This window comes from Phycicoccus flavus (genome assembly GCF_004025965.2).
Lineage (GTDB): Bacteria > Actinomycetota > Actinomycetes > Actinomycetales > Dermatophilaceae > Phycicoccus > Phycicoccus flavus.
Genome location: NZ_SAYU02000093.1, coordinates 1 through 12,863, shown reverse-complemented (window position 1 = coordinate 12,863; position 12,863 = coordinate 1). Strand labels below are relative to the sequence as shown.

Here is a 12,863-nt window from a genome sequence, read left to right as displayed (position 1 = left end):
GGACCGCCGAGCTCGTCGAGGCCGTGAAGCGCGTCGCCCTCGTCGCCGAGCGCAACACGCCCGTGCGGCTCCGCTTCTCCGAGGGCCAGGTCGCCATCGAGGCCGGCACCGGCGACGACGCCCAGGCCAGCGAGGCCGTCGAGTGCCGGCTCACCGGGCCGGACATCGAGATCGCGTTCAACCCCGGCTACCTGCTCGACGGCCTGGGCGCCGTCGGCACCGACTGGTCGCGGATCTCCTTCACCCAGGCCTCGCGTCCGGCCGTCCTCTCCGGCCAGCCCGAGGAGGACGGTGACGCCGACACCTCCTACCGCTACGTCCTCATGCCGGTCCGTTACGCCTCCTGACCCCCCGCGCGCTGCGGCCGGGCGCACGACCGGACGGCGTCCCGCCGGGTGCTGGGCGCACCGCGTCCAGGAGGTTCACGGCCGACGGCCAGGCGACGGGGCGGGCGGACCTGAGTAGCCTGCGAGCACGGCACCACCGACGACGGACGAGGAGCACGGGATGCAGCTGGGACTGGTCGGCCTGGGGAAGATGGGCGGCAACATGCGCGAGCGGCTGCGCCGAGCCGGGCACGAGGTCGTCGGGTACGACCGCAACGCCGCGGTCTCGGACTCCAGCAGCCTCGCCGACATGGTGAAGCAGCTGGACGCCCCGCGGGTGGTCTGGGTGATGGTGCCGCACGGCAAGCCCACCTCGGACACCGTCGCCGCGCTCGGCGACCTGCTGGAGTCGGGCGACCTCGTCATCGACGGCGGCAACAGCAAGTGGGTCGAGGACGTCGAGAACGAGAAGCTGCTCAAGGACAAGGGCGTCGGGTACGTCGACTGCGGCGTCTCCGGCGGCATCTGGGGACTGGACAACGGCTACGGCCTCATGGCCGGCGGCACGAAGGCCAACATCCGCAAGGCCATGCCGATCTTCGACGCTCTGCGGCCCGAGGGCCCGCGCGAGGAGGGGTTCGTCCACGCCGGGAAGGTCGGCGCCGGGCACTACACGAAGATGGTCCACAACGGCATCGAGTACGGGCTCATGGCCGCGTACGCCGAGGGCTACGAGCTGCTCATGAAGAAGGACATCGTCGACGACGTCCCCGGCGCGTTCAAGGCGTGGAGCCGTGGCACCGTCGTCCGGTCCTGGCTGCTGGACCTCATGGTCGACGCGCTCGAGGAGAACCCGACCCTCGACGACGTCTCGGACTACACCTCCGACTCCGGCGAGGGCCGCTGGACGGTCGAGGAGGCCATCGAGCTCGCCGTCCCGATGCCGGTCATCACCTCGGCGCTGTTCGCCCGGTTCGCCTCGCGGCAGGCGACGAGCCCGACGATGCAGGCCGTCGCCGCGCTGCGTGGCGGCTTCGGCGGTCACCAAGTCATGACGGTCGCCGAGGGCGAGACCCTGCGCGCCGAGAGCGTCGAGGGGCCCAAGAGCGCCGACGAGGCGACGAAGAAGGCCGCGCGCAAGGAGAAGGCGCCGAGCAAGAGGGCCGCCGCCAAGAAGTCGGCCGACGCGACGACGGCGGGTCCGGCCTCGCCCGGCCGCGAGAGCAGCGCGTCGAAGAAGGCCGGGGCGAGCAAGAAGAGCTCCGCCGCGACGAAGCGGAGCGGCAGCGGGAAGACCGCGGCGAAGAAGGCGGCGGCCAAGAAGGCCGGGAGCGGCTCGCGCGCGGCGAAGAAGGGCTGAGCGGCCGGGTGCACGTCCGGCACCTGTCGGTCGCCGACTTCCGCAGCTACCCCAGCGCCGAGCTGCCGCTCGGGCCGGGCGTCACCACGCTCGTCGGGCTCAACGGCCAGGGCAAGACCAACCTGGCCGAGGCGCTCGGCTACCTCGCGTCGCTGTCGAGCCACCGCGTCGCCACCGACGCCCCGCTCGTGCGCTTCGGCGCCGAGCGGGCCGTCGTGCGCGGCGCCGTCGTCAGCCGCGGCCGCGAGACGATGGTCGAGCTCGAGATCACGCCCGGCAAGGCGAACCGGGCCCGGCTCAACCGCTCGCCGGTGCGTCCGCGGGAGGTGCTCGGGTCGCTGCGCACCGTCCTGTTCGCCCCGGAGGACCTGGCGCTGGTCAAGGGCGACCCCGGCGAGCGGCGGCGGTTCCTCGACGACCTCCTCGTGGCCCGGCAGCCGCGGTGGGCCGGGGTGCGCCAGGAGTACGACCGGATCGTCAAGCAGCGATCGGCCCTGCTGAAGTCGGCCCAGCCCCACCTCTCGCGGCGGGCGCGGGGCCGCCGGCCGCGGCCGGGGTCCGAGACGCTGGACCCCGCGAGCGAGGCCGCCTCGGCGCTGCACACCCTGTCGGTGTGGGACGACCAGCTGGCCACCGTCGGCTCCCAGCTGCTCTACGCCCGGCTGCGCCTGCTGCGCGACCTCGGGCCCTACCTGTCCAAGGCCTACGACGAGGTGAGCGCCGGGCAGTCCGACGCCCGGGTCGCGTACCGCTCGTCGCTGCGGGAGGCCACCGCCGCCCGGCTGGCCGACGGCGACGTGCTCGAGATCGCCGAGCTGCGCGAGGAGGTGCTCGCGTCGCTGGCCGAGGTCCGCGATGCCGAGGTCGAGCGCGGCGTCTGCCTCGTCGGCCCGCACCGCGACGACGTCGTCCTCACCCTCGGCGAGCTGCCGGCCAAGGGGTACGCGAGCCACGGCGAGTCGTGGTCGTTCGCCCTCGGGCTGCGGCTCGCGGCGTTCCAGCTGCTGCGGACCGACCTGCAGGACGACCCGGTGCTCGTCCTCGACGACGTCTTCGCCGAGCTCGACTCCGGACGGCGAGAGCGGCTGGCGGCGATGGTCGGGGACGCCGAGCAGGTGCTCGTGACCGCCGCCGTGCCCGAGGACGTCCCGGCCGCGCTCGCCGGGCGCACCTACCGGGTCCGCCTCGGCCGGCTCGAGTCCCCCACTTTCTCGCCTGATCCCGGAACCTTCGGGTTCGCCGGGGAACCGAACCCCGGCGAACCCGAAGGTTCCCCGGCGAACCCCGCCGACGCGCCTGACGTGCCCGGAGCGGCCGACGAGCACCGGGCCGACGACACCGCGGTCGACGACGGTGCGGTCGACGACGCCGGCGCGGACGTCGGACCGGGCGTCGACGAGGCAGGGGCCGACGACGAGCAGGCCCGCGATGGCTGACGACCGACCCGCCGTGCCGCCCGGTCCGGGAGCACCGGGGTCCGCCGGGGAGGGCACCCCCGGCGACCCCGGCGACGACGTCCTCGCCCCGACCGAGGCGCTGGCCCGGGCCCGCGCCGCCGCCCGGTCCAAGGGTCTGCGCCCGGGGTTGAAGCCCAGGCGCCGCCAGCGCGGCGTCCCGGCCGAGCGGCGGGGCGCCGGCGGCCGGGACCCCCAGCTGCTCGGCGACCAGATCGACCGCTTCGTCACCGAGCGCGGGTGGGGCTCCGAGGTCGCCGTCGGCTCGGTCATCGGCCGCTGGCCGGCCATCGTCGGCCCCGAGGTCGCGGCACACTCCCACCCCACGGACTTCGTCGACGGCGTGCTCACCGTCCGCGCCGACTCCACCGCCTGGGCCACGCAGCTGCGCCTCCTGGAGTCCTCCCTCATGAGCCGGCTGGCCGCGGACGTCGGCGACGGCACGGTCGCCGAGCTGCGGATCGTCGGTCCCAGCGCGCCGACCTGGTCCCGGGGCCGCCACCGCACCCAGGACGGCCGCGGCCCTCGCGACACCTACGGCTGAGCCGCGCCCTCCCCCGGGCGGTCGCGGACGACGGCCAGCGCGAGCCGCAGCTGGTGGGCGACGAGGCCCACGGGGTCGGCGAACGCGTCGGCGCCGTACTGTCCGAAGACCTCCAGGCTCGTCGCCCCGACGAGCGTGGCCCACAGGAACAGGGCCCGCGCGGTGACCCCCGGTCCGGCCGCCAGGCCCAGCTCGTCCGCCGCCCGCCGCAGGTCGGACGCGAGCCCGGCGTCGGTCACCGCCGGTCCGCCCGCGTCGCTCACCTCACCCCGCGCCACACCCTCCGCGACGAGCCGGGCGAGGGCGAACGGGACCCGCGTGCCGGGCTCCGTCGTCCCTTCCGGCGGGGCGGCGTAGCCGGGCACCGGGCTGCCGTAGAGCAGCGCGTACCTCGTCGCGCCCCGCGGGGTCACGGAGTGGGTCCGCAACGTGCGCGCGTCCGGCGAGGCCGAGCTGCGGGTCGGACGCCGCGTCGAGCGGGTGGTGCTCGCCGAGGTCCCGCCCGCCGGACGCCCTCCCGTGCTGCGCGTCTACCTGCGGCGCTGGGGCTGGGAGGTCGGCCGTTTCGTCGAGGGGCTCACCAAGGACTCCACCGACGCCGAGCTCGCGGCCGCCGCGCCCGGCTTCCCCGTCTTCCGGGTGACGACCGCGGCCTGACCGCGCCCCCGCCGGCGCCCCCGTCGGCCGCGGCTAGGGTCGAGGGCGTGAACGACGACGCGCGGACCCCTCCCCCGGACGCCGACCGGCCGCCGAGCACGGACGGCCGCGACGGCCCGCTCGTCACCCGCGACGACGAGGACCGGATCGCCGTCCTCACCCTCGACTCCCCGGCCAACCGGAACGCGCTGTCCCGCCGGCTCGTCGCCGACCTGCGCGGCCACCTCGCCGACCTGGCCGACGACGAGTCCGTCCACGGGGTGCTGCTGCGCTCGAGCGCGCGGGTGTTCTGCGCCGGTGCCGACCTGCGGGAGGCCGCCTCCGTCGACATGGTGGAGACGGCGCGCTCGCTCATCGACCTCCAGCGCGCGATGGTCGCGCTGCCGGTGCCGGTCGTCGTCCGGCTCGACGGTCCGGTGCGGGCCGGCGGGCTGGGCCTGGTGGCGAGCGCCGACGTCGTGGTCTGCCGCGACGACGTCACCGTCGCGCTCACGGAGGTGCGGCTGGGGCTGGCCGCGGCCACGATCTCGATCCCGCTGCGGCACCGGCTGACCGCGCGCACCGCCGCCGACTGGTTCCTCACCGGCCGCACGGTGGACGCGAGCGCCGCCCGGGAGGCCGGGCTCGTCACCCACCTCGCGGACGAGGCCGGGATGGACGCCGCGGTGGAAGCCGTGCTCGAGGACCTGCGGGCCGGCGCGCGTCAGGGCCTGACCGTGGCCAAGGGCATCCTGACCGCGGACCTGCTCGCCGACTTCGACAGCGACGGCGACGTCATGGCCCGCATCTCCGGCGACCTGTTCCACTCGGCACTCGCGCAGGAGCGGATGGCGGCCGCCCTCCGTCGGTGACCCCGGGCGCGGCCCGCGGCCGGCTCGACCTCAGCGCGGCCGGTCGGAGCGCCGGCCGAGACGGGTGACGGCCGCGCTCGCGAGCGCCACCCCGCCGGTGACCAGGGCCGCCCGACGGCGAGTGCTCGACCCGACGGCGAGCGCACCCATCGTCACCGCGTGGACCACGTCGACCCCGACGACGACGCCGGAGGTGGCGCGAGGGGCCACGAGCTGGGCCAGGCCCTGCAGCAGGTGCCGACCGCCGAGCACCCGGATGCCGAGCTCCTCGACGAGGTCGGGGTCGCGCCCCTCGAGCCGGCGCCAGACCTCGTCGCCGGAGGCGAGGAGCACCGCCCCCCACACGATGCCGCCGGTCCCGGCGAGCCGGGGCAGCACGCCGCCGGGCCTCATCGCCGCCGCGCCAGACCGGCCCCGAGGGCCCCGAGCGCGACGAGGGCGCCGGCCGCCGCGGTGACCTGGGGGTACCGCTGGGCCAGCCACTGCTGGGGACTGCGGTCGCGCGACCGGTCGTCGAACGCGCCGTGCGCGCCGTAGTCGCGGCCCTGCGGACCGTCGGCCGGGCGCCACAGGTTCGTCGGCTGGTCGGCGGGCCGGGGCGTACCGGTCTGCTGCGAGGAGAACCCCGTGCGCCCGAGGTAGCGGTCCAGGAGACCGGGGACGACGGCATTGGCCACGAGCGTGCCCACCGTGGAGGCGCCGACCCAGTACTCGCGGCGCTTGGGGTGGTCCGCGGCGAACACGACGGCGCGGGCCGCGACCTCGGGCTGGTAGATCGGCGGCACGGGCTGCGCCTGCTGGGGGAGCCGCGAGAGCACCCAGGAGAACTGCGGGGTGTTGACGGCCGGCATCTGCACCATCGTCACGTGGACACCACTCCTGTCGTGGAGGAGCTCGCACCGCAACGCCTCGTGGAAGCCCTGGATGGCGTGCTTGGCGCCGCAGTACGCGGACTGGAGAGGGATACCCCGGTAGGCGAGCGCCGAACCGACCTGGACGATGACGCCGCGGTCGCGCTCCTGCATCCGCTCCAGGACGGCCATCGTCGAGTACACGTACCCGAGGTAGCTGACCTCGGTGACCCGGCGGAACTCCTCGGGGGCGATGTCGTCGAACCGGGCGAACACGGAGGTGAAGGCCACGTTCACCCAGACGTCGATCTCCCCGAGCTCGTCCTCGACCTTCGCGACGGCGAGCTCGACGGCGTCGGGGTCGGAGACGTCGACGGGCACGACGAGGGCCCGCGCGCCGGCCGCACGGACCTCCTCGGCCGCGGCCTCCAGTCCCGCACGACCGCGGGCGAGGAGGGCGACGTCGTCACCGCGCCTCGCGAACTCCCGTGCGCTGGCTCGACCGATGCCCCCGCTCGCCCCTGTGATCGCGACGACCCTACCCATGCGTGTTGCTCCTTCGTGCCAATGAATGCTCTTTTAGGACGAACAGTTGCACCAGTGCATGCATTCCGGGAGGCTAAGGGGATGACCACGATGTGGACCGAGCGGGGGCGCGAGGAGCCGGACGGCGCCGCGGGCGGGCCGGAGGGCGTGGACGTCGTCCCCATGCTGGACGCGGGGGTGCCGGGGCTGTGGGTCCTCTCCTCCGTCCTGTCGACCTCGCTCGCCGACGCCCGGCGCGGGCACGGCGTCACGGCGGGACAGATGCGCTCGCTCATCCTGGTCGCGAGCCACCCACGGGCCAGCGCGGCCGAGATCTCGCGCCACCAGAACGTCACGACCTCCACGGCCAAGCGCATGGTCGACCGGCTGGTCTCGGCCGACCTCGTGAGCCGGGTGCGCTCCCGCACCGACCGCCGCCGGTTCGACCTCGCGGTCACCCAGCGCGGACGCGAGATCCTCGACGGCGTCCGGGCCGAGCGACGGCGGATGGTCGTCGACCTCCTGTCCCGGATGGATCCCGAGGACCGGACCGCCCTGACCCGTGGCCTCGTGGCGCTCGCGGCCGTCGCCGGCGAGCCCGACCCGTCCGTCCTCGGCTGAGAGACCCATCCCACGACCGGGCCGCCCCCGGGACGTCGGGACGTCCGGGGGCCGCTGTCGCGGCGGTTCTCGTGCCGCGCGTCCCGCTCGCGGCTGTCGGTGGTCGGGGGCATCGTGGGACCCATGACCTCCTCCGCCGCACCGCGTGAGCCGCACCGCTGCTCGATCGTCCCGCCGTACCTCCTCGCGGCGCTCGCCGCGTCCGGGGACACGCACGTGTCCCGGTCGGCGTCCGAGACGTTGCGCGTCGACGACCTCGTCCGCCGCGGCCGGGTCATGGCGGACGCCCGGCCGGAGACCCGGGGGACGCCGCCGCACCTCGCGCCCGGCACCGACGCCGGCCCCCGGCGCGCCGTCCACGACGCGCAGCAGGGCACGACCCTGCCGGGCGTCGAGGTCCGCGCCGAGGGCGGACCCGAGACCGGCGACGAGGCCGTCACCCAGGCCTACGACGGGCTCGGCGCGACGTGGCGGCTGTGGCACGAGGCCTACGGCCGCAACTCCCTCGACGGCAAGGGCCTGCCGCTGGTCGCGAGCGTCCACTACGGCCGGGACTACGACAACGCGTTCTGGGACGGCACGCAGATGGTCTTCGGGGACGGCGACGGCACGATCTTCCTCGGCTTCACCCGCAGCGTCGACGTCATCGGCCACGAGCTCGCGCACGGGGTCACCCAGTACACCTCCGGGCTTAACTACCAGGGGCAGTCCGGGGCGCTCAACGAGTCGGTGTCCGACGTCTTCGGCGTGCTCGTCAAGCAGTACCAGCTGGGCCAGACCGCCGACGAGGCCGACTGGCTCGTCGGTGCCGAGCTCCTCGCGCCCGGCGTCCAGGGCCGGGCGCTGCGGTCGATGGCGGCCCCGGGCACGGCCTACGACGACCCGCGGCTCGGCCGGGACCCGCAGCCGGCGCACATGGACGGCTACGTCGAGACCAGCGACGACAACGGGGGCGTGCACACGAACTCCGGCATCCCCAACAAGGCGTTCCACGACCTCGCCGTCGCGCTCGGCGGCCACGCCTGGGAGGTCGCCGGCCAGGTCTGGTACGACACCGTGCTCGGGCAGATCCGCGCCGACTGCGACTTCGCGACCTTCGCCGGGCTCACCCACTCCGCCGCGGTCGCCCGCTACGGCGAGGGGTCCCGCGAGGCCGCCGCCGTCGCCGCCGCCTGGGCCGGGGTGGGGCTCCCGGTCGACGGGCCGGCCCGGCCGGCGGACGCGGGGACGGACGGCGCCGACGGCACGCAGGCCCCGTCGGGCGACGGCCCGGACCTCCCGCCCGCGCCGGACACCCCGCCCGGGCCGTACGGCGAGCCGCCGGCGGACACCCCGGTCACCGTCCGCCGCACCGGCGGTGTCGCGGGCATCGTCCGGGAGCGCACCGTCGTCATCGGCATGCTCCAGGACTCCGACACCCGGCGCTGGCAGATGCTGCTCGCCGAGGAGCGGTTCCAGGTGGTCGCCGAGTCCGCCGACGACGCGGCCCGCAGCCGCCCCGACGCGTTCTGCTACGGCGTGGCCTGCGCGATGCCGCTCGTCGACGTCCAGCTGCCGGAGCCCGCGCTGGACGAGGACCTCCAGGCCCTCCTCGAGCGCACCCTCGACGCCACGGACGACGACCCCGGCGTCTGAGGCCGGGCGCCCGGGGACGCCGGGGTCGTCCGTTCGGCCCCTTCGGCGGGCCCGAGCGGTGGACCCCGCCCGGGAACGCCCGCCGCGCCGCCGGCGTGCGGGAGCAGACTCCGGACCCTCACCCACCGAGGCGGGGTCACTGGCAGCCCCGTCGCGACGGATTCGGAGCCAGTTCACCATGCACACCTCCGTCGTCGGCCCCGACGCCGACCCTGCCACCCGGCCGACGCGGCCCACCGGGACCCTGACCCTGGAGCGCCCGGACACCCCACCGGGCGCCGACGGAGCCGCCTACCGGCCGCGGCACGGTCAGGCCGTGACCTCCCCTGTCCACGGCCTGACCGTCCCGCGCCCCGCACGCGAGGTGGGCCCCGCGTGCGACGGGCCGCTCGCCCGCGCCTTGCACCTCGTCCTCCTCACCGCCGCCCGGGGCGTCGAGGCCCGCACCGCCCTCGAGCCCGACCTCGACGCTCGCATCCGCGTCTCGTCACCGACCGCGCTCGAGCCGCTGGTGGTCCGCGACGACGGGGTCGGCCTCACCGGCGCCCAGGTGCGCGGGCTACTCTCCGCCTCGGTGAGCGGCGCCGACGTCACGGCCGCCGAGTCCTCGTCCGCGCAGCCCTCGGGTCTCGACGCGATGATCCGGGCCTGCCTGCGTGTGGCCGAGCTCGTCGAGATCCGCGCCCGCTCCGCAGAGCACCCCGAGGCCGCCACCCTGCGCGCGGTCATCCGCGCCGACGGGACGGTGCGCCTCTCGCTCGCCGGCTCCACCCTCACCGAGCCGGGGACCGAGGTCCGCCTCCACGTCCTCGAGGACCACCGCTCCGCCGTGCGCGGCGAGGCCCTGCCCGCCCTCGTCGCCGGGGCGGCCGACCAGCTGCGCGTGCCCGTCGAGGTCGACGGCGCGCCGGTCGAGGGCGGCGGCCCCCTCTTCGACCTCGACGCCGACGCCCAGGCCGACTGGTGCCGGGAGCGGCTGGGCGTCGACCCGCTCGCCGTGCTGCCGCTCGGGGACGGCGTCTGCGGCACCCGCGCCGTCGCCTTCGTCCTGCCCACCCGGCCCGAGGGCGAGCCGGCACCCCCGCAGGTGATGGCCGGCGGCCTGCGCATCGCCGACGGGCCGCCGGACCTCGTGCCGGAGTGGGCCGGCTTCTGCGTCGTCGTCCTCGACGCCGGCCGGCTGCCCCTGCGCACCGAGGGCGACGCCCTCGCCCCGGGGCCCGCGCTCGCCGACGTCCGCACCGGCCTGGCCCGCGGCATCCTCGCCCAGCTCATCCTCCTCGAGGCCTACGACCCCGAGCGGTTCCGCCGGCTGACCGAGGTCCACGAGGACGCCTTCGTCGCCGCCGCCGTCGAGCACGCCGACGTCATGGACACCGTGCGCTCCACCCTCCTGGTCCCCACGAGCCTGGGCCCGGTGAGCCTCGAGGACTTCCGGGTCATGGACGGCGACGTCGCCTGCGCCGGTCCGGACACCTGGCCCGTCGTCGGCCCGGCCGCCGCCCGCGACGGCGTCCTCGTCGTCGACGCCCGCCGCCCGGGCGTGCTCCGGCTGCTCGACACCCTCGGGACCGACGGCCCGGCCGTCGTCGTGCTGCGCCCCGCGGACGTGACCGCCGTCGGGACCGGCGGCGCCCCCGCCTGACGCGTCGTCGGACGGTCGACCTCGCGGCGGGGACTGTCCGGATCCGCGGGCCCACCGGGTCTCCTCGCCGACCGCCCGAGCCGGGACGGTCGGGGACGGCCCTGGGAGGCGGCGTGCGGAGCACCCTCAGCACACTCGGCGCAGCGGACACGGAGATGCTCCGGGCGGAGCTGCGCGGCGCGGACTTCGGTGTCCTCGTCGAGCTCGACCTCGACCCGCGGGCGCGGGACCGGGTCGAGCAGGCGCTGGCCGCCACGGTGGCCGGCTGGCCCTCGGTGGGCGCCCGGGTGCTGCGCACGGCGCGCGGACCGGTCGTCCTCGACGACCCGGTCCACGACGTGCGGGAGCTCGCCGTCGAGGACGACCTGCGCGACCACACCCTGCTCGCCTCGCGCGGTGACCGGCTGCTCCGCTACCGGGTCGACGGCGACCGGCTCCAGCTGCTGGCCCACCACCTGCTCCTGGACGCGGACTCACTCGCCGCCCTCGTCGCCGACCTCGACGGGCACCTCGCGGGTCGGGACCCGGCCGCCGCGCCCGAGTGGCCGTGGGACCCGGCCGACGGCGGGGCACCGCTCCCCCGCCCCCTCCCGCAGCCCGCGGCCGGTGCCGGCCTCTCGTCCGGTACCGGCACGCCGTGCGGCGGGGAGCCGGTCCCGGCGCGTCGCCCGGCCCCGGGGACGCACGCGCACGCCCGCATCCCGTCCGAGCAGGCAGACCGGCTCGCCGCCGCGGCGCGGACCTGCGGCGTCACCCCGTTCGCCCTGCACTGGGCGGCCGCGGCCCGGGTCGCCGCCGCCACCGCGGGCCCGGACGGCACGACGCTGGGTGCGGTCGTCAGCGAGCGGCTGCTGCAGAGCCCGCCGCGTCGCAGCGGGAACGCGACCGCGCACCTGTCGGTGCGGATCGGGGACCACGGCCGTGGCGCGGCACACGTGCGCGGCAGCTTTGAGGACTTCGTCGCGACGTGGCGGGGCCGGCGCGCCGCGGCGGGACCGGTACCCGACCAGCTGCTCGTCTCGCTGGCCGCCGCCCCCTCCGCCCGGGGTCTGCAGCGGGTGTGGCGGGTGACCCTCGGGGACTACGTCGTGAAGTACCCGCGGCACGTCCAGGTGCAGGTGGTGGGGGGTGAGGTCGTCGTCGAGGCCTACGCGGAGACCGGGGGTGGGGCGCTGCTCGCAGCGTACCTGGACGCGCTCGACGCCGTCGTGGCCGAGTGCGTCGGAGGGGCCGCCCCGGTCGCTCCCGCGCCGGACGCTCCACCGGCCCCCGCGCTGCCGAGCACCGGACCGGCCGGGACGCCGGAGCCTCTCGCCGCGGTCGACCGCGTCGTCGGGGCCGCACCGGACACCGCGCTGCGCGACCTCGGGATCACCTCGTTCGACGTCCTCACCCTGCTGGACGACCTCGGCCGGCGGTTCGGGCTGCGGGCCGGCGTCGAGGACTTCTACCGCTGGACGACGGCCGGGGAGGTCCAGGGCGCCGTCGCCGCGGTGGCGGCCGGACGCGGGCCTGCCCGCTCCGACGGTCGCGGCGACGCGGTGGGTGGGACGGACGGGCCGGTCGCGGGCGTCGTCCTCCCGCACCTGCGCGACATCTTCGTCGACGCGGTCCGGCACGAGGCCGGCGACCCGTACGCCGTCGAGTGCGCCGTCGTCCTCGACCCTCGCGTGGTCACCACGGACGTCGACGCCGTCGCCGCCGCCCTGACCCAGGTGCTTCGGCGGCACGACGGCCTCACCGCCGGGGTCGGCTTCGGACCCGCGGGCGTGGAGCTGACGCCGGGCGCGGTCCCCGTGCCGGTCCGACGCGTCACCGCCGACCGCTGGGACGAGGTGCGCGATCCCCGGCCGCTGCGCGTCCGCCGCCCGACGCACCTGGCGGACGTCGCCGTCTGCCGCGTCGGGGACGAGGTGGGGGTGTACCTCGACGTCCACCACCTGCTGCTCGACGGCACCGGTCTCGGCGTCCTGCTCGAGGACCTGGCCCGCACGCTGCGGGGCGAGGACCCCGTCCCGGGTGCGCGCTGGTCCGAGGTCGCGCCCGCCCTGGCGCGCTCGCAGGCACGCGCCCGACAGGTCTGGGCCGATCTCCCGGCGCCCGCCGGCGCCCGCCCGGTGGGCCGGCCCGGGACGGTGCGCGGCGGCCACGTCCGGCACCGGGTGCCCTGGGGCCGGCGCGACGACGGGCCGTGGGACTTCGCCGACACCCTCGAGGACCTCACCGGGCTCGTCGCGGAGTTCACCGGCCAACGCCGTGGGGTGGTCGGCTCCGTGCACCACGGCCGGACCGTCCCGGGGGCGGACCGCCTCGTCGGGGGGCTGGCCCGCGTGCTGCCGGCGCACTTCGACCTCGACGACCCGCGGGTCGTCCGTGACACCGCCGCCCGGCTCC

Annotated in this window: 12 protein-coding genes and 1 pseudogene; 10 read left to right on the top strand and 3 right to left on the bottom strand. The window is 76.5% G+C overall.

Annotated features, from left to right (window positions below):
- From EPD83_RS18620 to EPD83_RS18605, 4 genes and pseudogenes are all read left to right on the top strand, one after another.
- Window positions 1-347 (top strand): annotated as a pseudogene (locus tag EPD83_RS18620) (DNA polymerase III subunit beta); the annotation flags it as partial.
- 160 nt (window positions 348-507) lie between these two features.
- On the top strand, window positions 508-1,686 hold the full coding sequence (gene gnd, locus EPD83_RS18615; protein WP_128366641.1) for a phosphogluconate dehydrogenase (NAD(+)-dependent, decarboxylating): 1,179 nt from the start codon (window positions 508-510) through the stop codon (window positions 1,684-1,686).
- A gap of 8 nt (window positions 1,687-1,694) precedes the next feature.
- Window positions 1,695-3,122, top strand: coding sequence for a DNA replication/repair protein RecF (gene recF, locus EPD83_RS18610; RefSeq protein WP_205859611.1), 1,428 nt, complete (start codon window positions 1,695-1,697; stop codon window positions 3,120-3,122).
- A complete protein-coding gene (locus EPD83_RS18605) occupies window positions 3,115-3,684 on the top strand; it encodes a DUF721 domain-containing protein (protein WP_128366640.1) in 570 nt (189 codons plus the stop codon). Before recF ends, EPD83_RS18605 begins: the two co-directional genes overlap by 8 nt.
- Here the strand turns inward: EPD83_RS18605 and EPD83_RS18600 are convergent.
- Window positions 3,675-4,097 carry a TetR-like C-terminal domain-containing protein gene (locus EPD83_RS18600; protein ID WP_128366639.1) on the bottom strand — a complete coding sequence of 141 codons (423 nt, stop codon included), beginning with the start codon at window positions 4,095-4,097 and terminating at the stop codon, window positions 3,675-3,677. The genes EPD83_RS18605 and EPD83_RS18600 overlap by 10 nt on opposite strands.
- A gap of 16 nt (window positions 4,098-4,113) precedes the next feature.
- Here EPD83_RS18600 and EPD83_RS18595 point away from each other — a divergent pair, with 16 nt between their 5' ends.
- Complete coding sequence (locus EPD83_RS18595) at window positions 4,114-4,341, top strand: hypothetical protein (protein ID WP_205859610.1); 228 nt, start codon at window positions 4,114-4,116, stop codon at window positions 4,339-4,341.
- A gap of 47 nt (window positions 4,342-4,388) precedes the next feature.
- On the top strand, window positions 4,389-5,192 hold the full coding sequence (locus tag EPD83_RS18590) for an enoyl-CoA hydratase-related protein (RefSeq protein WP_205859609.1): 804 nt from the start codon (window positions 4,389-4,391) through the stop codon (window positions 5,190-5,192).
- A 30-nt stretch (window positions 5,193-5,222) separates the two neighbouring features.
- Here the strand turns inward: EPD83_RS18590 and EPD83_RS18585 are convergent, their stop codons facing one another.
- Entirely contained in the window at window positions 5,223-5,570 is a 348-nt protein-coding gene (locus tag EPD83_RS18585) for a hypothetical protein (protein WP_128366638.1), read from the bottom strand.
- Window positions 5,571-5,581: 11 nt separating this feature from the next.
- On the bottom strand, window positions 5,582-6,589 hold the full coding sequence (locus tag EPD83_RS18580) for an SDR family oxidoreductase (protein WP_165566988.1): 1,008 nt from the start codon (window positions 6,587-6,589) through the stop codon (window positions 5,582-5,584).
- A gap of 81 nt (window positions 6,590-6,670) precedes the next feature.
- On the opposite strand from EPD83_RS18580, the gene EPD83_RS18575 reads away from it, so the two are divergent.
- The 4 genes from EPD83_RS18575 to EPD83_RS18560 all read left to right on the top strand — a co-directional run.
- On the top strand, window positions 6,671-7,189 hold the full coding sequence (locus tag EPD83_RS18575; protein WP_164896860.1) for a MarR family winged helix-turn-helix transcriptional regulator: 519 nt from the start codon (window positions 6,671-6,673) through the stop codon (window positions 7,187-7,189).
- Between the two features lie 123 nt (window positions 7,190-7,312).
- Window positions 7,313-8,824, top strand: coding sequence for a protealysin inhibitor emfourin (locus tag EPD83_RS18570; protein WP_128368461.1), 1,512 nt, complete (start codon window positions 7,313-7,315; stop codon window positions 8,822-8,824).
- A gap of 178 nt (window positions 8,825-9,002) precedes the next feature.
- Complete coding sequence (locus EPD83_RS18565; RefSeq protein WP_165566987.1) at window positions 9,003-10,469, top strand: HSP90 family protein; 1,467 nt, start codon at window positions 9,003-9,005, stop codon at window positions 10,467-10,469.
- 113 nt (window positions 10,470-10,582) lie between these two features.
- Window positions 10,583-12,863, top strand: a 2,281-nt coding sequence (locus EPD83_RS18560) for a phosphopantetheine-binding protein (protein WP_235950719.1), incomplete at its 3' end; no start/stop codon positions are given.